Source organism: Pseudomonas versuta, from assembly GCF_001294575.1.
In the GTDB taxonomy this organism is placed as follows: domain Bacteria; phylum Pseudomonadota; class Gammaproteobacteria; order Pseudomonadales; family Pseudomonadaceae; genus Aquipseudomonas; species Aquipseudomonas versuta.
Genome location: NZ_CP012676.1, coordinates 2,302,045 through 2,322,382 on the forward strand (window position 1 = coordinate 2,302,045; position 20,338 = coordinate 2,322,382).

Genomic DNA, 20,338 nt, shown 5'->3' on the forward strand with positions numbered 1-20,338 from the left:
GCGTACCTCACTGCAAACCTGTCCCTGCACGCTGCCTGCTCGTTCGCCCTGCCTTCGCCCTGTTCTTGTCCGGGCACTGACACATAGCCTGAACCTGCCCGAACGCTCCCGCACCTATGTGTCAGGAGCGCTGAACCGTCGCACCCGACGATTTAACTCCGTTCGAGAACAAAGGTCAGTCATGTCTGAAATTGAAGCTATTACTGTTCCTCCCAAACGGCCGTGGGCCTATGTCTGGCATTACGTGCGCCTGTACCCGCGCTGGTACTGGAGCATCGCGCTGCTGCAAATCGGCGCGGCAATGTGCGCCACCCTCATGCCCTACGCCATCGGCCGCATCACCGGGGCTGCAAGTAGCGGTTCATGGGATCAGGCCAACCTGCTACAGGCCTGCCTGCCGGCAATGGGGCTGCTGCTGGGGCTGGCCGTGGCACAAATGCTCTGCGCACGCGGCGCGACGTTTTGCATGATCAAGGTGCGTCCGCAACAGAAAGTACGGATCACCCGCGATCTGTTTGCCTATCTGCAACAACATTCAGCGCGGTATTTCGGCGAGCACTTTGCGGGCAGCCTGGCGCATCGCATCAGCGAAGGCAGCATCGGCCTGCTGGAAATCACCTGGGCGCTGGTGGTGGAAATGCTGCCAATCCTGGTGGTGCTGGTTACCAGCCTGGTGTTACTGACCCTGGCATCGCCCTGGCTCGGACTGAGCTTGCTGGTATGGGTAGTGGCTTACTCGCTGCTGGCCTGGCTGCTGTCGCGCAAAGCCCAGGTGCTGGCCAGTGAACATGCCCAGGCCCGCAGCGTGACCACCGGCAAGATCGTCGACGCGGTGGGCAATCTGAGCAGCATTCGGCTGTTCGCCCGCCAGGGCTTCGAACTCGACTACCTGACCCGCTACCAGGCCAAAGAGAAGCAGGCTGCACAGCGCTCATTTTTCTATCAGGAAAAGATCCGTTTCCTGCAGGACAGTCTGTCGATCGTGCTGCGCGTGGGTCTGGTCGCCCTGGCGTTGTACCTGTGGCATATCGGCAAAATTGATGTCGGCCAGTTGGTCATGGTGGCCACCCTGGGCCTGATGATCGTGGCCCAGTGCAGTTATCTCAGCATGCAGTTCATGCACTTTTTCGAATATATCGGCAACATCGAAAACAGCATCAACACCCTGCTGCAACCCCATGAAATGCCCGACCACCCCAGCGCAACACCCGCGCAGATTGACAAAGGCTCGATACACTTTCGCGATATAAACTTCAGCTATGGTGCAGGCAAACCTGTATTCCAGCAGTTCAACCTGCATATTCGCGCCGGGCAACGGGTCGGTATTGTCGGTTTGTCCGGGTCAGGCAAATCAACCTTGCTTAATCTTTTGCTGCGCTCTTATGAGCCGCAAAGTGGCCATGTCGAGGTTGACGGCATTAATATTCAAAATATGACTCAGCAGTCACTGCACAGCCATATTGGCTTGATCCCTCAAGAGCCCGGTCTTTTCCACCGCTCATTAAAAGAGAACATTGGTTACGGCGATATAAATGCCAATGAAGCGCAAATCATTCTGGCGGCCCGACGCGCCCATGCCCACGACTTCATTGTGCAAATGCCCGATGGTTATAACGCTCTGATCGGGGAGCGCGGGGTCAAGCTTTCCGGCGGCCAGCGCCAGCGCATCGCCATTGCCCGCGCCTTGCTCAAGGATGCACCGATTCTGGTACTGGACGAAGCCACCGCCAGTCTCGATTCAGAGACCGAAAGCCTGATCCAGAGCAGCCTGGACGACATCATGGCGGATAAAACAGTACTGGTCGTGGCCCATCGGCTTTCCACTCTCGCCCATCTGGACAGAATCGTAGTGCTGGATAAAGGCCAGATTGTTGAGGACGGCAGCCACCTGCAATTGCTGCAGCGCCAAGGGCTGTATTACAGGCTTTGGCAGCGCCAGTCGAACGGCCTGCTCAGTGAGGCCGACCGGCTGGAAACCGTCCCGGTCAAACAAGGTGCCTGATTAACCGCACTGCACTAATAATGAACAACTGACTGCTGTAGTGGTGCACTGTTTCATGACACTTGCTTAGTGCACCGCCCGATTGTCCAACAATAAAAACAGAGCGCATTCTTATCATGCACTTTCAAAGGGTATTAACCGGCGCTTCTAAAGCCTTCAACTTTGTTGCGCCTTATATTTAATGAACCTTGTTTTAACCTGACGAAATAATCGCAACTAAGCACTGAAAAAAAAGATCATTGGCACAACCGTTGCTTTACAAATCTTAACTAAATATTACAAAAACCCTGATCACCGTACCCTGAGGAGCTCCCATGCAAATTGCACCCCTGAGTCCTTAATACCCGTGATAAGTGAAGTCTCACTTATCCCCCGCTAAAGAATGAACAATTTCTCGTCCCTGCATGCAAGGGCGAACGGAGCCTTATTGCCCTTCATTTAATCGAGGGACTGTTAATGAGTGACGAGGTAAAGAATAAAGCGCCCTACGTCCCGCGGCTCGACGCGGAACAGGTACAGCGCTGGACTCATATTCCCCATGTGCCCAACACCTCTCGCCCGGGGGGCATAAGCACACCGCGCATCCTGTTGCTGATCGGGGTGGTGCTGGTGCTTCACGCCGGTGCCTGGTGGCTCTTTCATCAGCCCCGGGCAGAGCCGGTGATTACACCGCCGGAGATTCCGGAAATGACCGTCGAGCTCACCAGCCCGACCCCACCGGCACCGCCTGTGGAAGAGCCTCCGCCTCCGCCACCGCCGCCGGAGCCCGAAGTGCCGGTGGAGGATGAGGACGCGATCAAGGAGCCGCCAAAACCGGTGGAGAAACCTAAACCCGTCGAAAAACCGAAACCGGTGATCAAGCCCAAACCCGTGCAAAAACCGCAGCCGGTCAAACCTGCGCCACCGGCACCGGCCGCTCCTGCTGCCCCGGCCACGCCTGCCCCCTCGGCGCCAGCAGCGCCCGCTGCAGCACCCGGTCCGGTCAAGGAATCAGCCGCGGTTTCAGGGCTGGCCAGCCTGGGCAACCCACCCCCGGAATACCCCTCCCTGGCGCTGCGCCGCAGTTGGGAAGGTTCGGTGGTATTGCGCATCAAGGTTCTGCCCAACGGCCGGGCCGGACTGGTGGAGGTCACCAAATCCAGCGGTAAACAAGCCCTGGACGATGCCGCTGTAGAAGCTGTGCGCAACTGGAAATTCATCCCGGCCAAGCGCGGGGATACCCCTATAGAGGGGTTCGCCACACAAACCATCGCTTTTAAATTGCCGGCATGACCCAGTCGGGTGCCGACGCTTTGTTTCATTTAGCCGCAGTGCGAGGTGTTGCCATGAACGAGTCTGTTTCTTCAATGATTGTCCCGGGGGTGCTTTGGGCACTGGTGTTGTTTTCGGTGGTGAGCTGGGCCTTGCTGCTCATCAAGTCATCGCAATACCTGCGTCAAAAATCCCAGAACAACCAGTTCAGCAAAGCCTTCTGGGCCGCGCCTGATTTACTGACCGCCGCCGAACACGCCAGCCAGTACCCCGGCTCCCTGGCGCGCATCGCCAACAGTGGTTTTGAAGCCATGATTGTCGATGACACGCCACGTACCACGCAGCAACTGGCCAATACCATCAACCGTTCTGACCGGCTGGAGCGCAACCTGCGCCAGCAGATCCAGAAAGAGCGACGCGCGCTGGAAAACGGCCAGGCGATTCTCGCCAGTATCGGCAGCACCGCGCCCTTTATCGGCCTGTTCGGTACGGTGTGGGGCATCATGGAAGCCCTGCAAAGCATCGGCGCCAGTGGTTCAGCCAGCCTGGAAACAGTGGCCGGGCCTATCGGTCACGCCTTGATCGCCACGGGTGTCGGGATCGCGGTCGCAGTGCCTGCCGTGCTGATTTACAACTTCTTCCTGCGCCGTCTGAAAATGGCCTCGGCCAACATGGACGACTTCGCCCACGACTTCGACGCCCTCGCCCAGCGCAGCGCGTTCGCCATCGACCGTCAGGCCATCTCGACTAAACGCACCGCCGTGCGGGAGGCCAGCTAATGTCTTTTTCAACTCAGGACAGCGACGAGGTACTCAGCGAAATGAACGTCACACCGCTGGTGGACGTGATGCTGGTGCTGCTGGTGGTGTTCATCGTCACCACGCCGATGATGACCAACGCGATCAAGATCAACTTGCCCAAGACCGACGCTGTGGCCACGGTGCAGAAAAAAGACCCGGTGGTGGTCAGCGTCGACCAGGACGGCAAGTTCTACCTGGCGAAAACCGAAGTGGCCCCCGAACTGCTGGAAAAAAGCCTGCTGGACGTCAAGGCCCAGGACCCGGAGGTGCGGGTCCAGTTGCAGGCCGATTCGGGGGTCAATTACGGCCAGGTGGCCAAAGCCATGGCCTCGATCGAGCGCTCGGGCATTACCAAAATCTCGGTGATGACCGCCAAATAAAGCCTCGATGGACTCGCCCTTGTGGGAGCCAGCTCCCACAAGGGCTAGCAACACCTGAGTAATCCCATGCAACACCAAAACGCCGCGCGCGAACGCTGTTTGTCCGTGCAGGGGAGCGGCTTGCTTGAAGAAAGTGATTTACCACGGGTCGACACAACCCATCTGGAGTCATGAGGGCTCATAAGGCCATTCCAATAAACGTCTAAAAAAGTCGGAAATAACCATGCAGATGAAGAGTTCAGGTTTTACCCTCAAGCCGCTCGTTGCCAGCTTGCAACGACACCGTTTTGTGCCGCTGTATCTGGTAGCGCTGGGGATGAGCGCCGGTCAGGTGCATGCTGCGCAGGCCACACCTGCGGACGATGCATCCGCTACGGTGAGCAGCGCAACGGTGAGCACTGACGCCGCCGCTGCACCCGCCACCACCCAGTTGCAGCGCGTGGAGGTGACCGGTTCGGCGATTCGCCGGGTCGATGCCGAAACCGCGGTACCCATCACCATTTTGCGCGCCGAGCAGTTGCGCAACGAAGGCGTGACCACGACCGCCGAGTTGATGCAGCGGGTGACCGGCAACCAGTCGATACAAAACTCCGCCGGTTCGGTGGGGTCCGCTACCGGCGGGGCCAGCTTTGCCGACATGCGCGGCATCGGCGCCAACAAGACCCTGGTACTGCTCAACGGCCGTCGCCTGGGCAACAACGCCATCGACGGCTCGGCTGTGGACCTGAACACCATTCCATTCGCCGCCATTGACCGGGTTGAAGTGTTGCGCGACGGCGCATCGGCGCTGTACGGCACGGATGCGATTGGCGGGGTGATCAACTTCATCACCAAAAAATCCCTCACCGACGGCACCCTTTCGCTGGGGGGCGAAGGGGCCGATGCCAGCGGTGGCGGCAGCAGTCATGACCTGAGCGCCAGCTGGGGCTATGGCGATCTGGATAAAGACCGCTTCAACGTGCTGGGTGTGGTCGGTTACAACAAGCAGGACAGCCTCAGGGCCAAGGATCGTACCTTCGCCACCACTTACGCCCCGGACCGCGGCCTGGACCAGACGTCGGGCATTTCCTTCCCGGCCAACTACAGCCAGGGCGGGGTCAGCACCAACCCGCTGTCGTCCACAAACTGCAACGGGACCAATCTGGTTGCGCGCCAGGGTGTATGCCGCTACAACACCCGCAATTACATCGACTTGCTGCCCGACACCGAAAAAACCTCATTTTTCGGCAAGGCCACCGGCAAGATCACCGACGACGACAACGCCAACCTCGAGTACTTTTTTGCCCGCAACAACAACGCCACGCACATTGCACCGGCACCCTTGCAAGGCGTGACCATGGACCCGACGTCGCCGTATTTCCCCGGCAACGGCATCACCCCGGCCTCCACCAGCGCTTCTTTCGACCCGACCCAGCCCATCGATCTGAACTGGCGTGAAACCGCAGCCGGCGGACGCGCCTCCAAGGATCAGAACACCAGCCAGCGTCTGGTGCTGAGCTTTGACGGCGTGGCCAAAGGTTGGGACTACAACGTTGGCGCCTCGTACAACCAGAACAAGGTGATTTCCAGCCTGACGGGCGGGTATGTCAGCGACGCGGCCATGCTCGACGGCATTGCTGACGGCATCATCAACCCGTTTGGCCCGCAAACCGCAGCCGGCCAGGCGTTGATTGACAGCCACCAGTACCACGGCCAGTACTCCTCCTCCGTGGGCCGGGTGACCGGACTCGATGGCCGCATGAGCCGTGAAGTCGGTGACTGGTTTGGTGCAGGCCCTTCCGGGCTGGCGATTGGTGGCGAGTTCCGTCAGGAAAAATTCCATCAGAGCTATGAGCAATACGCGGCGGATATATCCAGCCTCGGAGTGGACCCGGACGGCAGCGTCGAGGGTGACCGTACCGTCAAGGCGGTCTACACCGAATTGAACGTACCGGTACTCGACAGCCTCGAACTGTCGGCCGCCGTGCGCCACGATAAATACAGCGACTTCGGCAGCACCACCAACCCGAAATACTCGTTCCGCTACCAGCCGCTCAAAGAGCTGGTGGTGCGTGGCGCCTACAGCGAAGGCTTCCGCGCCCCGTCGCTGTATGAACTGTACAACCCGCAATACACCACCTACACCCAGGGCTACTACAACGATCCGACGCTGTGCACCGGCGGCGTGGTGCAACCGGGCGGCAATGCCGGTCGCGACTGCGGCCAGCAGTTCCATAACCGCACCGGCGGCAACACCAAGCTGTCCCCGGAAACTGCGCGCAACGTGACCATTGGTTTTGTCTATCAGCCAGTGCGCAACCTGTCCATGGGGCTGGATTTCTGGTGGATCCACATCGCCAACCAGATCGCCGAGTTCCCCGAGTCCACCGTATTCGACGATCCGTCCCTGTATGCAGACCGCTATGTGCGCAACGCCGACGGTTCTCTGGACTACGTGCAGACCGGCCTGGCCAACCTGGGTGCGGTTAAAACCAGTGGTGTCGACGTGTCCCTGGACTACAAGTTCCCGAACACGCCCTACGGCCAGTTCGGCTTGGGCCTGCAAGGCACCTATGTATCGCGCTATGACTTCCAGACCACCATTGGCGGCTCTTACACCGATAACGTCGGTGCCTATGAAGGCAGCGGCATGATCGCGCGCTGGAAGCACGTGCTGAGCGGTACCTGGAACCTGGGCGCGTACCGGGCCTCGCTGGTTAACCGCTTCACCAGCGGCTATGACGACTACGACACAGAAACCCACTCCCGGGTTGCGTCATACACCCTGTGGGATATCTCCGGCGGCTACACTTTCAACAAGACCCTGGACCTGGATGCGGGGATAAAAAACATGTTTGACCGCAACCCGCCGTTCTCCAATCAGGCTTACAACTTCCAGAGCGGATACGACCCGCGTTACGCCGATCCAATGGGCCGCACCTTCTTTGCCCGTGCCACTTACCACTTCTAGATAACACTGCCGCCTGCAGGAGCGAGCTTGCTCCTGCAGGACGGTGATCGACGATGGTTCAAACGCGGTCCAAGGAAATCCCATCATGTCTTCACTATTCCTGCCCCTGCTTCGCTCGCTGCTGCTACCCGTGCTGTCGTGCCTGTGCGTGGGTGTGAGTGCCGCACCCAGCCAGGCCATGACGGTCTATGGCGAAGCGCCCAAGTACCCTGACGGGTTCAAGCACTTCGATTATGTCAATCCGGATGCGCCCAAGGGCGGGTCGCTGAGCCGGGCGTCGATGGAAATCGGCCAGTTCAATTATCTGATTCCTTTTGTCGACACCGGTACCGGTGTCGCCCAGGTCGAACAGTGGGTGTACTCGCCCCTGGCCTTCCGCTCCCTGGACGAGCCCTACACCGTCTACGGCCTGGTGGCGCAAAAGATGGAGCGCGACCCCGACGGCCTGTGGGTTCGTTTTTACCTGAACCCCAAGGCCCGTTTTGCCGATGACACCCCGATCACCGCACAGGATGTGGCGTTCACCTACAACACCCTGGTAACCCAGGCCAGCCTGGGCTATCGCATGCTTTACAGCGAAGTCAAAGACGTGGTTATCGAAGGCCCGTTGCAAGTGCGCTTCGATTTCAAAAGCAATCTCAACCGCACCCTGGCGCTGGATCTGGCCGATCTGCATGTACTGCCGGAACACTGGTGGAAGACCCGCAACTTTGCCAGCGGTGGCGGTTTTGAACCGCCACTGGGCAGCGGGCCGTACTCGGTAGCGCAGGTCGATGCGGGGCGCAGTATCAGCTTTGAGCGTAATAAAAACTGGTGGGGCAAAGACCTGCCGGTGAGCAAGGGCCTGTACAACTTCGACCGCCTGACGGTGAATTTTTACAGCGACACCGACGTCGCCCGGCAATTGATCAAGGCCGGGGCGTTTGACTACAACCGCGAGTTCTCGGCCACCGGCTTCAGCATCGGCTATGACAGCCCGGTGCTGAGTGACGGGCGCCTGCAGCGCGGGGTCTTCGCCAAAGACAAACCGGGCGCGGCCCAGGGGTTTGCTTTCAATCTGCAAAACCCGTTCTTTCAGGACCGCCGGGTACGCCAGGCGCTGAGCCTGCTGTGGGATTTTGAATGGACCAACAAACAGATGATGCGCAGTTTTTATGTGCGCCAGCAAAGCTACTTCCCCAAGAGTGAAATGGCCGCTACCGCCCTGCCCGATGCCCGCGAGCTGGAAATCCTCGAACCGCTGCGCGGAAAAATCCCGGACGAGGTATTTACCCGGGTTTACCAGGCACCGAAAACCGATGGCAGCGGTTATATCCGCGACAAACAACTGCAAGCCCTGGCCCTGTTCAAAGAGGCCGGCTGGACCCCGAAAAACAACACCCTGGTCAACGCCCAGGGTGAACCGCTGCGCTTTACCTTTCTTGATGGCCAGGGCGGCTTCGACCGCATGATCCTGCCGTTCAAGCGCACCCTGGCGCAGATCGGCATCACCATGGACATCCGCAAGATCGATTCGGCGCAGTACATCAACCGGCTCAACGCCCGTGACTACGACATGATCGTGGTCGGCTTCCCGCGCAGTGGCGTCCCCATCGTCTCGCCGGGCCGCGAGATGTACGACATGTATGGTTCCAGCAGTGCCACCCAGGTGGGCTCCTCCAATGCCTTTGTGTTGCGCGACCCGGCAGTGGACAGCCTGATCGACGGTCTGGTCCGGGCCAACAGCCGCGACGAAATGGTGCATTACGCCCGCGCCCTGGACCGGGTGCTGCAGTGGGGCTACTACATGATCCCCAACTATTACTCGGTCGGCACCCCGACCGTGTTTCAGAACCGCTTCGCCCGCCCGGTGCTTGGGCCCAAGTACGACGAAGGCCTGGACACCTGGTGGGAAGTCAGCAAGACCGCGCTTACCAACACGGCCATGAGCAAAACCAGCGCATTGTCGGAGGGTCATTGAGATGTTGCATTACATCAGTCGACGTTTATTGCTGATCATCCCCACCTTGCTGTGCATTCTGGTGGTCAACTTTCTGATCGTGCAGGCCGCCCCCGGCGGCCCGGTGGATCAAGCCATCGCGCGTCTGCAGGGGTTCAGCGGCGCTTCGGTCGGCGGCGGTGCCCGCGACATGGCGGGCGCCGGTACCGGTGCCAGCCGCAGCAGCCGCGGGCTGGACCCGCAACTGATCGAAGAGATCAAACACCACTACGGCTTCGACAAACCCATGCATGAGCGCCTGTGGTTGATGCTCAAGAACTACGCGCAGCTGGATTTGGGCAACAGCTTCTTTCGCGGGGCCAAGGTCACTGACCTGATCCTGCAAAAGCTGCCGGTGACCATCTCCCTGGGTTTATGGGCAACGCTGATCACCTACCTGATATCGATCCCGCTGGGGATCCGCAAGGCCATCCACAACGGCAGCGCCTTCGATGTCTGGACCAGTACCGCGATCATCATCGGCTACGCCATGCCCGCGTTTCTGTTCGCCATCCTGTTGATCGTGGTGTTTGCCGGGGGCAGTTATGTCAGCTGGTTCCCGGTGCAAGGGCTGGTGTCGGACAACTTCGACAGCCTGAGCCTGCTGGGCAAGGTCGGTGATTATCTGTGGCACATGGTGCTACCCGTGAGCGCGCTGGTCATCGGCGGTTTTGCCACCCTGACCATCCTCACCAAAAACAGCTTTCTCAATGAAATAAGCCGCCAGTACGTAGTGACGGCCCGGGCCAAGGGCCTGACCGAAAAACGCGTGTTGTACGGCCATGTACTGCGCAACGCCATGTTACTGGTGGTGGCCGGCCTGCCCCAGGCACTGATCGAAGTGTTCTTCGCCGGCTCACTGCTGATTGAAACCATCTTCAACCTCGACGGCATTGGCCGCATGAGCTACGAGGCGGCGATTTCCCGTGATTACCCGGTGGTGTTCGGCACCCTGTTTCTGTTCACCCTGTTTGGCCTGCTGATCAAGTTGATCGGCGACCTCTGTTACACCCTGCTCGACCCCCGTATCGACTTCTCGGCGAGGACTGCCTGATGTTTACTCTCTCTCCTCTGGGCCGTCGGCGCCTCGCCCACTTCAAGGCCAACCGCCGTGGCTGGTGGTCATTGTGGTTGTTTATCGGTCTGTTTACGGTATGCCTGGGCGGTGAACTGATCGCCAACGACAAGCCGCTGGCGATCCACTACAAAGATCACTGGTACTTCCCGATTGTGAGCGGCTACGAGGAAACCGACTTCGGCGGCGAACTGCCCTTCGAACCCGATTACAGCAGCGACTATGTGCGCAAACTGATCGCCGGCCAGGGCGGCTGGATGCTGTTTGCGCCCATCCCTTTCAGCTATGACACGGTCAACTATGACCTCACGCAACCCGCCCCGAGCCCGCCCAGCAGCAGCAACTGGCTGGGCACTGACGACCAGGCCCGGGATGTACTGGCCCGGGTGATTTTCGGCGCGCGGATTTCCATCCTGTTCGCGTTGATCCTGACCGCCATCAGCGCCGTGGTCGGCATTACCGCCGGCGCCCTGCAAGGCTTTTATGGCGGCATGGCAGACATGATCGGACAACGGCTGCAGGAGGTCTGGGCCGGGCTGCCGGTGCTGTACCTGTTGATCATCCTCTCGGGGTTTATTGCCCCCAGTTTCTGGTGGTTGCTGGGCATCATGGCGCTGTTCAGCTGGCTGGCACTGGTGGACGTGGTGCGCGCCGAGTTCTTGCGCGGGCGCAACCTGGAATACGTCAAGGCCGCCCGCGCTCTGGGCCTGACCAATGGCGCGCTGATGCGCCGGCATATCTTGCCCAATGCCATGACCTCGACCCTGACCTACCTGCCCTTCATCCTCACCGGCGCCATCGCCACCCTGACTGCCCTGGACTTTCTGGGCTTCGGCATGCCACCCGGCACCGCCTCGCTGGGCGAGCTTATCGGCCAGGCCAAGCGCAACCTGCAGGCGCCCTGGCTGGGCCTGACCGCGTTCTGCGCACTGGCACTGATTTTGTCGCTACTGGTGTTTATCGGCGAAGCCTGCCGCGATGCTTTTGATCCCCGGAGTTGAGATGAACGACACATTGATTGAAATACGTGACCTGCGCGTGAGCTTTGCCGGGCAAGAAGTGGTACACGGGCTCAACCTCGACATACGCCGTGGCGAATGCCTGGCCCTGGTGGGTGAGTCGGGCTCGGGAAAATCGGTGACGGCACATTCGATCCTGCGCCTTTTGCCCGGCAAGAGTGTGCAGACTCAAGGCAGCATCTGCTATGACGGCACCGATCTGGTGAGCGCCAGCCCGGCGCAATTGCGCAGTTTGCGCGGCAACCGCATCGCGATGATTTTTCAGGAGCCGATGACCTCGCTCAACCCTTTGCACACCGTACAAAAGCAAATCAGCGAAGTGCTGATCACCCACAAAGGCCTGAAGAACCGCGCAGCCCGGACCCGCACCCTGGAGCTGCTGGAACTGGTGGGCATTCGTGACCCGCAAAAACGCCTCAATGCCTACCCGCACCAACTGTCCGGCGGGCAACGGCAACGGGTGATGATCGCCATGGCCCTGGCCAATGAGCCCGAGCTGCTGATCGCCGACGAACCGACCACCGCGCTGGACGTGACGGTTCAGCAAAAGATCCTCGAGTTGCTGATCGATCTGCAGCAGCGTCTGGGCATGTCATTGCTGCTGATCAGCCATGACCTCAACCTGGTACGGCGCATTGCCCAGCGTGTCTGCGTGATGCGCGGTGGCGAGATCGTCGAACAGGCCGACTGCGAGACCCTGTTTCGCAGCCCCAGGCACCCCTATAGCCGGATGCTTATCGAGGCCGAGCCCAGCGGTCGGCCAGTACCGGTGAAAGATCGCCACCCACTGCTGCAAGTCAGCAACCTGAAGGTCTGGTTCCCCCTGCCCAAGCCTCTGTTCAGCCGCGAACGGCATTACGTCAAGGCAGTGGACGGCGTGTCATTCGAACTGATGAAGGGCCGTACCCTGGGGATAGTCGGAGAGTCGGGCTCGGGCAAGTCCACCCTTGGCCAGGCCGTCCTGCGCCTGATTGAATCCGAAGGTGACATCCGCTTTGGCAACAAACAGCTGAGCCTGCTCAGTCAGGATTTGTTGCGCCCGTTGCGCCGGCAAATGCAGGTGGTCTTTCAGGACCCGTTCGGCAGCCTGAGCCCGCGCATGTCAGTGCAGCAGATCATCAGTGAAGGGCTGCTGGCCCATGACATTGGCACCGTGCAAGAACGTGAAGCGGCCGTGATCCGGGTGCTTGAAGAAGTGGGGCTTGATCCGCAAAGCCGTCATCGCTACCCCCATGAGTTTTCAGGTGGCCAGCGCCAGCGCATCTCCATTGCCCGGGCCCTGATCATGGAGCCGGCGCTGATCCTGCTGGACGAGCCGACCTCGGCACTGGATCGAACCGTGCAAAAACAGGTGGTGGATCTGCTCCGGGATTTGCAGGCCCGCCACGGCCTGACTTACCTGTTCATCAGCCACGACCTGGCCGTGGTCAATGCCCTGGCCCATGACATGATCGTGATCAAGGACGGCAAAGTGGTGGAGCAAGGCAACGCCCAAACCATTTTCGATAACCCGCAACATGCCTACACCCGGGAGTTGCTGCAGGCCAGCAGCCTGAAAACCCAACGCCTGGCAGAAGCCGTATAACCCTGTAGGAGCGAGCTTGCTCGCGAGCTCTTGGCGATCCTGAAAAGCTCGCGAGCAAGCTCGCTCCTACAGACCACATATAACCTAATAGAATATTTATGGAGTTTTATATTCTTTTTTAAACCCTAAATTACCTGCAAGAATCTCGTCATAAATCTTCCAACTCATGATGAGAACGAAATGAAAAAACTCACTGCCCTCACCGCTTTGACCCTGGCCGTTTTGTCGGGGCTGGCCCACGCCGACCGTCTGGATGACATCAAAAAGTCCGGTGTGCTGCGCGTAGCGTCTTTTGACAGCAACCCGCCATTTGGTTTTGTCGACGCCAAAAGCAAGCAGATCGAAGGCCTGGACGTGGACTACGCCAAGGCCATCGCCGACAAACTGGGGGTGAAATTGCAGTTGCAGCCAACCAACCCGGCCAACCGCGTGCCGCTGCTGGTCGCCAACAAGGTCGACCTGGTGCTGGCCAACTTCACCATTACCCCGGAGCGCGCCGAACAGGTGAACTTCAGCATTCCGTACTTCGCCTCGGGCCAGCAGTTCATCGTCAAGAAAGGCACACTCACCTCCCCGCAGGAGCTGAACAAATGGCGTGTGGGCGTGGACAAGGGCACGGTCAACGAGGGCGTGCTGCGCGAGAAATTCCCCGGCGCCAAAGTGGTGGCCTATGACGATACGCCGTTCGCCTTCACGGCCCTGCGCAACGGTAACGTGCAAGCCATCACCCAGGACGGTCCGAAACTGATCGGGCTGCTGGCCAACGTGCCGGACAAGGACAAGTACGAAGTGCCGCCGTTCACCATCTCCAATGACTTGATCGGCGTCGGCATTCCAAAAGGTGAAGAGCGCCTGACCGAAGTGGTCAACCAGACCCTCACCGACCTCGAAGCCCAGGGCAAGGCTCAAGGCATCTACGACACCTGGTTCGGTCCCGCCACCAAGACCCCGCTGACCCGTCTGTACAAGATTGGCGACAAGAGCTAATCACCCTTAGCGGCACCTTCAAGCCCGTCACGGTCAACCGGACGGGTTTTGTTCGTTTCTGGATGGACCCTGTTTATGTTTGGTGAACTGCTTGGCCCGAAATACCTGCACTGGTTGCTCGATGGTTTTGTACTGACCCTGATTCTCTCGCTCCTGACCTGCCTGATCGCCACCGGGCTGGGGTTTTTACTGTGTCTGGCGCGGATCTCTGTTTCGCGTCTGTGGGCATGGCCCGCCCGCGCCTATCTGGCACTGTTTCGTAATACGCCGCTGCTGGTGCAGCTGTTTTTCTGGTACTTCGGGGTCACGGCGACCCTCCCCGAGGGGCTGGTGATGTGGCTCAACCAACCGCGCACCCTTGCATTGGGGCTGTTTGATATTGAATGGCCATCCTTTGAGTTCATCGCCGGCTTCTGGGGCCTGATGCTCTACACCGCGGCATTTATTTGTGAAGAGTTTCGTGCCGGTGTCGGCTCGGTGCGGCCCGAACAGCGGGCGGCCGGTCTGGCACTGGGCTTCACCCCGGCGCAGGTGTGGCGCTATATCGTGTTCCCACAAGCCGTACGCACTGCGCTGGGCCCGCTGCTGGGGCAATACATGAATGCGCTGAAAAACTCTTCGCTGACCATGGCCATCGGCCTGGCCGAGCTGTCTTACGCCTCGCGCCAGGTCGAGACCGAAACCTTCAAGACGTTCCAGGCCTTTGGTTTCGCGACCCTGCTGTACGTGGCCAGCATTGCCCTGATCGAAGTGTTCGGCCAAGGCGTTGCCCGCAGCAAGTGGTACAAACAGGGAGTGCTGTAGGCCATGGACTTTTCGGTAATTAGCGACAACCTCTCGTATTTCTTGCTCGGCGCCTACCCCGACGGCCCGTTGGGCGGTGCGGCACTGACACTGGTATTGAGCGCGCTGTCGGGGGTGATCTCGGCGGTACTGGGGCTGGTGCTGGGCATCGCGCTGGTGCTCATTCGCAGCAGAGTGCGCTGGCTGTTGCTCGCAGTGCTCGGCTTTTTGCGGGCGATCCCGGTGGTGATGCTGATTTTCTGGAGCTACTTCCTGCTGCCCATCGTGTTCAAGGTGGACGTACCTGCCCTGGCCACGGTGGTGTGTGCCCTGTCGTTGATCGCAGGGGCGTATCTGGCGCACTCGGTCTATGCCGGGATCAGTAGCCTGGCGCCCGGGCAATGGGCCGCGGGCAAGGCGCTGGGCCTGAGTACATGGCAAGTACTGCGCCTGATCATCCTGCCGCAGGCCTTGCCGATGATGCTGCCCTCCTTCCTCAACCAATGGATTTCACTGATCAAGGACACCTCGCTGGCGTATGTGATCGGCGTGGGCGAACTGTCGTTCGTCGCCACCCAGGTCAGCAACCGGGTGATGGTGCACCCGACGGAAATATTCCTGTTTGTGGCGCTGGTGTACTTCGTGTTTTGCAGCAGCCTGGACCTGATGGCCAATCACTTGATCAAGCCCAAGGCCAAAACCCGCTAACCGCGACCTGTAGGAGCGAGCTTGCTCGCGAGCTTTTAAGCAGCTCAACGAAGAGCTCGCTCCTACAGGGGGGTCAGGTCAGGGTTGTGATCATGGCCCACACGGGGGCGATACCCAGTGGCAGCCATACCGCCAGCCGTGGCCGATAAGGCAGCAGCATCAATAGCCCGAACCCACTCAACGAAAGCATGCCGAACCAGCCAACGGGGCCCATGGCCCAGCCCCAGGCTTGCGCGCAAAAGTACAGGCTCAGCCCCAGGCTCAACCAGCCAGCCGCACGCAAGCTGTGGCGCAAGCTGACCGGGGGGACTTTGTGCCACAGCTGTTTGTAGTGACGCTCCAGCCCCTGACACAACGCGAGCATGCCCAGGTAGGCGAATGCCCATCCCGCAAAAAAATCAGCCAGCATTTGAATTCACCTCGACCATGGCAGCCGTCTTTTTACGCGGTACCCGCTCCACCACCGGTTGCGAAACCTTCCAGCACGCCCACAGCAATATGGCCCCCAGCACCAGGGCTGTCAGTTCGACGCCCATGCGGCTGTGCAGCGCCCATGGCCGGTCAACTGTAAACATGCTCAGTAACGGCAAGCCCAGGCACATCAGCCCGGCCAGCCCCAGTTGCTCACGCCAGGCCTGCATGCGCGGTCTGAGCAAGGCATGCACCAGACTCAACGCCCATACCCCGAAGAATACGTTCAGCTCCGCATCTGCCCGCTCCTTGAGCGCCACCGGTAACAGGTGATTGCCCCACAGCAAGCTGATGCAGGCCAGGCTCAAACCGGCCATGACCGTGACGTTGATGGCCTCGACCAGGCGATAGAACACCTGCCCTGCCCGGCTTTCACTGGCATATTTACGCCGGCGCTTGACGGTAAACAGCACCAGGCCGCTGGCGATCATGGCGCTGCTGATCAACCCGCAAACGAAGTACAGCCAACGCATCGGGTAGCCGCCAAACTGGGCGAAGTGTAAGCCGGAAATCACCCGATGGGTAAGCACCGTAGAACGCATTTCGGTCGGCCCCGACAACTGCTCGCCGGTGACCCCGTCAAAGCGCATGCCCTGGCCTTTGGTCAGGGCAATCCGGTTGCCCAGAATCGGCCGAATCTGGATCTGCGCGTTGCTCTGCCCGGGGTTGGTAATGTTGACCCCGCTCAAGGGCCCCATCACCTCGCGGGCCTTGGCCAGCAACGGCCCGACAGCCACCAGCGGCGCGGGCCCTGCCGCTTGCGGGCGCTCTATTTCCAGGGCCGCAGGTGCCGGGTCCTGTGCCTTGAAGAAGGCTTCGCGATTGCCATCAAACAGGGCGTCCATGGCAGCAGGCATATAAATCACCAGAAAAATCGCCAGCCCGCTGTAGGTGATCATCAAATGGAACGGCAACAACAGCACGGCACTGGCGTTGTGCGCGTCGAGCCACGAACGCTGGCCCTTGGCCGGGCGGAAGGTGAAGAACTCCTTGAAGAATTTTTTGTGAATCACGATCCCGCTGACCAGCGCCGCCAGCATGCCCATCGCCAGAGCCCCCACCAGATAGATCCCCAGCAGGCCAGGCATATGCAAGGTGAAGTGAAACAGGAAGAAAAACCGGCCACCCACCGTTTCACGCACCGGCAGTACCTCGCCGGTCGCAGGATCGAGGGTCACTGATACGCCGTCCCGTCGCCCGCCCGTGGAGGCCTGCAACTCGGGAGAGCGTTCGTAGGGCAAGCTGATGCCCCACTGTTTGGCGTCGGGCTTGTGGGCGCGCAAATAATTCAGCGCGGTGTCCACCGCCTGTTCATTGCTCAGGTGATGTGCGGGCAGTTCGGGGTGCATCCAGTTATCAATCTCCTGATCGAACACCGCGAGGCTGCCGGTCAGGAAGATTACGAACAGTAACCAGCCAACGACCAGGCCGCCCCAGGTGTGCAACCAGGCCATGGATTGGGTCAGGGTCTGTTTCATCCCAGGTGCTCCAGCAGTTGTGGCCAAAACCCGATTGCGCCCAGGGGCGCCGCCAGCGCTGCGCCCATCCAGGCCGACCATTGATGGCGGGCAGCAAAGGCCCACAGGATGGCAAAGGTGTAGATCACAAACGACAGCAGGCTGGCGACGATCATCGAGTCCACGTTATCCAGCGGCAACAGGCGCGCCAGTGCCGCAGTAAAGGCATAGGTAAAGACGTAGCCGCCGACCAGTGCCGCCAGCGTGCGAGACAGGATCGGCACCCAGGCCGACGTTGTGATGTTCATGCTTTTAATCCTTCATCGAACCCCGGGTTTTCACCGGCATCAGATGCGACAACGGCGCGGCACCCGCGTGGGTGTCGCGCCTGTTAATGCCTGTGCTTAACGAACAGGCCAGGGTTGTTATCAGAACGAGCTGGTCACCGATGCGAAGTAGGCACGGCCTGCCTCGTTGTAGGTTTGTGCACCGGCTTCGTCAGCGTTGCCCTTGCGGTACAACTGCTTGTCGAACAGGTTGTTGATGCCCACCCGCACGCTGAAGTTTTTGTTGAATTCATAGCCGCTGCTCAACCCCACCAGACCATACGGATCAACCGGTTGCTGGACTGACTTGTCGAGTTCTTCGTTGGCGCGGTTGTTGCGCTTGGGCGCTTCCTGCTTGCCGTAGTAAGTGCCGCTGACCTGGAACGACAGCGCTTCGGTGGCGTACCAGTCCAGCGTGGTGTTGAGCGTGTACTTGGGGATGATGCTCAGCGGGTCGCCGGTTTGCTTGTCCTTGCTTTCGATCATGTAGGTCAGGTTGGTGTTCCAGTCCAGATCCTCGCGCAAGTTGACGAACAAGTTGCCTTCGACCCCTTGGACGATGGCCTTGCCACTGTTTTCCCATTGCAGGACGCGACGCCCGTTGGGCAGGCGGAACGCCGACTCGTTGCTGGCATTGATTTTGTTCTGGTAGTCGTTACGGAAATACGTCGCGCTGGTGCGCCACGTGCCCTTGTCGAACGCCAGGCCAATCTCTTTGTTGACACTGATTTCCGGCTTCAGGTCCGGGTTGCCCACCAGGTAGCAGCCCCCGATGTTGGCCTCGACCACGCTACAACCGTTACCCCGGCTGTACAGCAGGTAGTTGGGGTTGGACTGGTACAGATTCGGGGTTTTGTAAGCCCGGGCGATACCGCCCTTGATGCTCAGCTCGTCAGTGATCTGGTGCGACGCGTTCAGGCTCGGGCTCCAGTTGCCACCAAACTCATTGTGGTGATCGAAACGTACGCCCGGGGTGACGATGGTTTTGGCGCCGACTTCAATGTTGTCCTCAACGTAGAACGCATAGCTGTTGGCAGTGGTTTTGGTCTGGGTACGGTCCTGGCCGGGAATCGCGGCATCGCCGTTGGCACCCGGGTCCCAGCTCTGGGGACGCAACGAGCCTGGATCATTCAGCGATTCGTAGAGGTATTCGCCACCCAATGTCAGGACCTGGGCCGTGCCCATGGTCAGCGGCAAGTTCACTTCGCCGGTGGCGCGGGTATTGCGCAGGCGTGATTCAAACCGGCCGGCGCTTTGCGACGGGGCGCCCTCACCATAACCGGCCAGACCTTCGTTAAGGCGAGCGTTACGGGTCAGGTCATGGGTCAGCGACGCGGTGGTTGAGCCCCAGTCAAACGAGCCATTGTGGGTCGCCGAAAAGGTGCTGCGCTGCAGCACGCTGGTTTCTTTGCCCGTGAGGCTGTTAACGAAGTCACCACCGCTGTTGAGCATGGTGTCACCGGCAAAGATATTGCCCTGGCGGCTGTAGCTGGCTTCCAGGTCCAGGCTTTGTTCCGGGGTGAACTGCCAGCTGAGCAAGCCGTTGACGTCCTTGTTGCGCACGCCTTCGCGCCCCGCCACCACGCTGTCAGGCGAGGCCTGGGCTGCGGTGTTGATGCCAGGATCGTCGGCGTCGGTCTTGTTTACGCCGCCGTAGACACGAAACACCAGATCATCGGTGATCGGGCCACTGAGGTTGAAGTTGGTGCGCTTGCTGACACCTTCGGCATCGTCCTCAGGGGACAAGTAATACGCCGTGAGCGAGCCGCTGAGTTTGCTGGACGGGCGCTTGGTGATGATGTTGACCACCCCGCCCATGGCGCCCGAACCGTAGCGGGCAGCTGCCGGGCCACGCAGGATTTCGATACGCTCGACTTCTTCGGCCGGAACCCAGTTGGTTTCGCCGCGGGTATCACGGTCGCCGCTCCAGCCATAGCGCTGGGCGTTTCGCGAAGAAGACGGCTTGCCGTCAATCAGGATCAGGGTGTTTTCCGGGCCCATGCCGCGCAGGTCGATCTGGCGGTTGTTACCGCGACTACCGCTGGAGCTGTTACCGGTGAGGTTGACCCCGGGCTCACGGCGGATGATGTCGGAGAGATCGTTGGCCGGAGGACGCTTTTTGATGTCCTCTGCGGTGATGATCGAGACCCCCGGCGCCTGCTTCAACTCTTGAGCAGCGGTGCCCAAAACGCGGGTTTCTTCAAGTTGCAGCGCTTGTTTGGTGCCCTCTACCGGCAGGTCGCCGGCTTCGATCGGCACCTCGTCGCGATCACGCTCCAGCACGTCGGCGAGCAAGGTTGGCGAAGCAAGTGCGGCCACAATGGCCAAAGAAAATTGACTGCGTTTGAATCGAGACGACATGTCCAGTTGATCCCTTAACAATGGAGTGTGCTCAGCAGACTTAAGGCTGGAATCGCTGCGAACGGCTCCGGAAGGACCCCTCGGCATTTAGCTATCCCCGCCACTGCAAGGGCTGTAATGATAAACACTCTCATTTAAGAGTAAAGCGCATTTGATAGTGATACTCGTTACAAAGTTCCCCGGGACCTGTGTTTTAGAGGCTTTG

16 protein-coding genes are annotated in these 20,338 nt (G+C 59.8%); 12 read left to right on the forward strand and 4 right to left on the reverse strand.

Annotated elements, in window-relative coordinates:
- The first annotated feature begins 181 nt into the window (after positions 1 to 181).
- The 12 genes from AOC04_RS10200 (at position 182) to AOC04_RS10255 (ending at position 15,518) form a co-directional block, all read left to right on the forward strand.
- The gene (locus AOC04_RS10200) at positions 182 to 2,002 is read left to right on the forward strand and encodes an ABC transporter ATP-binding protein (RefSeq protein WP_060692997.1); all 1,821 of its coding nucleotides are present in this window, start codon (positions 182 to 184) and stop codon (positions 2,000 to 2,002) included.
- 456 nt (positions 2,003 to 2,458) lie between these two features.
- On the forward strand, positions 2,459 to 3,274 hold the full coding sequence (locus AOC04_RS10205) for an energy transducer TonB (RefSeq protein ID WP_060693000.1): 816 nt from the start codon (positions 2,459 to 2,461) through the stop codon (positions 3,272 to 3,274).
- A gap of 53 nt (positions 3,275 to 3,327) precedes the next feature.
- Positions 3,328 to 4,032: a MotA/TolQ/ExbB proton channel family protein gene (locus tag AOC04_RS10210; protein ID WP_125863023.1), complete on the forward strand. Its 705-nt coding sequence runs from the start codon at positions 3,328 to 3,330 to the stop codon at positions 4,030 to 4,032.
- Positions 4,032 to 4,433, forward strand: coding sequence for an ExbD/TolR family protein (locus tag AOC04_RS10215; protein WP_060693004.1), 402 nt, complete (start codon positions 4,032 to 4,034; stop codon positions 4,431 to 4,433). Before AOC04_RS10210 ends, AOC04_RS10215 begins: the two co-directional genes overlap by 1 nt.
- A gap of 223 nt (positions 4,434 to 4,656) precedes the next feature.
- Positions 4,657 to 7,383: a TonB-dependent receptor gene (locus AOC04_RS10220; RefSeq protein WP_060693006.1), complete on the forward strand. Its 2,727-nt coding sequence runs from the start codon at positions 4,657 to 4,659 to the stop codon at positions 7,381 to 7,383.
- Positions 7,384 to 7,468: 85 nt separating this feature from the next.
- Complete coding sequence (locus tag AOC04_RS10225; protein ID WP_060693007.1) at positions 7,469 to 9,343, forward strand: extracellular solute-binding protein; 1,875 nt, start codon at positions 7,469 to 7,471, stop codon at positions 9,341 to 9,343.
- A 1-nt stretch (position 9,344) separates the two neighbouring features.
- Entirely contained in the window at positions 9,345 to 10,415 is a 1,071-nt protein-coding gene (locus AOC04_RS10230; RefSeq protein ID WP_060693009.1) for a microcin C ABC transporter permease YejB, read from the forward strand.
- Positions 10,415 to 11,437 carry an ABC transporter permease gene (locus tag AOC04_RS10235; RefSeq protein ID WP_060693011.1) on the forward strand — a complete coding sequence of 341 codons (1,023 nt, stop codon included), beginning with the start codon at positions 10,415 to 10,417 and terminating at the stop codon, positions 11,435 to 11,437. The genes AOC04_RS10230 and AOC04_RS10235 overlap by 1 nt, the downstream gene beginning before the upstream one ends.
- 1 nt (position 11,438) lies before the next feature.
- Entirely contained in the window at positions 11,439 to 13,040 is a 1,602-nt protein-coding gene (locus AOC04_RS10240; RefSeq protein WP_060693013.1) for an ABC transporter ATP-binding protein, read from the forward strand.
- Between the two features lie 180 nt (positions 13,041 to 13,220).
- The gene (locus AOC04_RS10245) at positions 13,221 to 14,027 is read left to right on the forward strand and encodes an ABC transporter substrate-binding protein (RefSeq protein WP_060693015.1); all 807 of its coding nucleotides are present in this window, start codon (positions 13,221 to 13,223) and stop codon (positions 14,025 to 14,027) included.
- Positions 14,028 to 14,102: 75 nt separating this feature from the next.
- On the forward strand, positions 14,103 to 14,831 hold the full coding sequence (locus AOC04_RS10250) for an amino acid ABC transporter permease (protein WP_060693017.1): 729 nt from the start codon (positions 14,103 to 14,105) through the stop codon (positions 14,829 to 14,831).
- 3 nt (positions 14,832 to 14,834) lie between these two features.
- Complete coding sequence (locus AOC04_RS10255) at positions 14,835 to 15,518, forward strand: amino acid ABC transporter permease (protein ID WP_060693019.1); 684 nt, start codon at positions 14,835 to 14,837, stop codon at positions 15,516 to 15,518.
- Between the two features lie 73 nt (positions 15,519 to 15,591).
- Here AOC04_RS10255 and AOC04_RS10260 read toward each other — a convergent pair whose 3' ends face one another.
- From AOC04_RS10260 to AOC04_RS10275, 4 genes are all read right to left on the reverse strand, one after another.
- The gene (locus tag AOC04_RS10260) at positions 15,592 to 15,927 is read right to left on the reverse strand and encodes a DUF3325 domain-containing protein (protein ID WP_060693021.1); all 336 of its coding nucleotides are present in this window, start codon (positions 15,925 to 15,927) and stop codon (positions 15,592 to 15,594) included.
- Positions 15,917 to 17,467, reverse strand: a complete 1,551-nt coding sequence (locus tag AOC04_RS10265) for a PepSY-associated TM helix domain-containing protein (RefSeq protein WP_060693023.1) — start codon at positions 17,465 to 17,467, stop codon at positions 15,917 to 15,919. The genes AOC04_RS10260 and AOC04_RS10265 overlap by 11 nt, the downstream gene beginning before the upstream one ends.
- A complete protein-coding gene (locus AOC04_RS10270) occupies positions 17,464 to 17,754 on the reverse strand; it encodes a hypothetical protein (protein WP_060693024.1) in 291 nt (96 codons plus the stop codon). The genes AOC04_RS10265 and AOC04_RS10270 overlap by 4 nt, the downstream gene beginning before the upstream one ends.
- Before the next feature lie 120 nt (positions 17,755 to 17,874).
- The gene (locus tag AOC04_RS10275; RefSeq protein WP_060693026.1) at positions 17,875 to 20,133 is read right to left on the reverse strand and encodes a FepA family TonB-dependent siderophore receptor; all 2,259 of its coding nucleotides are present in this window, start codon (positions 20,131 to 20,133) and stop codon (positions 17,875 to 17,877) included.
- Positions 20,134 to 20,338 lie beyond the last annotated feature (205 nt).

What these genes read in the sequence shown, in the direction of transcription:
- AOC04_RS10200 (WP_060692997.1), top strand. Translation starts at nt 182, where the DNA reads ATGTCTGAAATTGAAGCTATTACTGTTCCTCCCAAACGGCCGTGGGCC.
- AOC04_RS10265 (WP_060693023.1), bottom strand. Translation starts at nt 17,467, where the DNA reads ATGAAACAGACCCTGACCCAATCCATGGCCTGGTTGCACACCTGGGGC.
- AOC04_RS10270 (WP_060693024.1), bottom strand. Translation starts at nt 17,754, where the DNA reads ATGAACATCACAACGTCGGCCTGGGTGCCGATCCTGTCTCGCACGCTG.
- AOC04_RS10275 (WP_060693026.1), bottom strand. Translation starts at nt 20,133, where the DNA reads ATGTCGTCTCGATTCAAACGCAGTCAATTTTCTTTGGCCATTGTGGCC.
- AOC04_RS10205 (WP_060693000.1), top strand. Translation starts at nt 2,459, where the DNA reads ATGAGTGACGAGGTAAAGAATAAAGCGCCCTACGTCCCGCGGCTCGAC.
- AOC04_RS10220 (WP_060693006.1), top strand. Translation starts at nt 4,657, where the DNA reads ATGCAGATGAAGAGTTCAGGTTTTACCCTCAAGCCGCTCGTTGCCAGC.
- AOC04_RS10230 (WP_060693009.1), top strand. Translation starts at nt 9,345, where the DNA reads ATGTTGCATTACATCAGTCGACGTTTATTGCTGATCATCCCCACCTTG.
- AOC04_RS10245 (WP_060693015.1), top strand. Translation starts at nt 13,221, where the DNA reads ATGAAAAAACTCACTGCCCTCACCGCTTTGACCCTGGCCGTTTTGTCG.
- AOC04_RS10260 (WP_060693021.1), bottom strand. Translation starts at nt 15,927, where the DNA reads ATGCTGGCTGATTTTTTTGCGGGATGGGCATTCGCCTACCTGGGCATG.
- AOC04_RS10215 (WP_060693004.1), top strand. Translation starts at nt 4,032, where the DNA reads ATGTCTTTTTCAACTCAGGACAGCGACGAGGTACTCAGCGAAATGAAC.
- AOC04_RS10240 (WP_060693013.1), top strand. Translation starts at nt 11,439, where the DNA reads ATGAACGACACATTGATTGAAATACGTGACCTGCGCGTGAGCTTTGCC.
- AOC04_RS10210 (WP_125863023.1), top strand. Translation starts at nt 3,328, where the DNA reads ATGAACGAGTCTGTTTCTTCAATGATTGTCCCGGGGGTGCTTTGGGCA.
- AOC04_RS10235 (WP_060693011.1), top strand. Translation starts at nt 10,415, where the DNA reads ATGTTTACTCTCTCTCCTCTGGGCCGTCGGCGCCTCGCCCACTTCAAG.
- AOC04_RS10225 (WP_060693007.1), top strand. Translation starts at nt 7,469, where the DNA reads ATGTCTTCACTATTCCTGCCCCTGCTTCGCTCGCTGCTGCTACCCGTG.
- AOC04_RS10250 (WP_060693017.1), top strand. Translation starts at nt 14,103, where the DNA reads ATGTTTGGTGAACTGCTTGGCCCGAAATACCTGCACTGGTTGCTCGAT.
- AOC04_RS10255 (WP_060693019.1), top strand. Translation starts at nt 14,835, where the DNA reads ATGGACTTTTCGGTAATTAGCGACAACCTCTCGTATTTCTTGCTCGGC.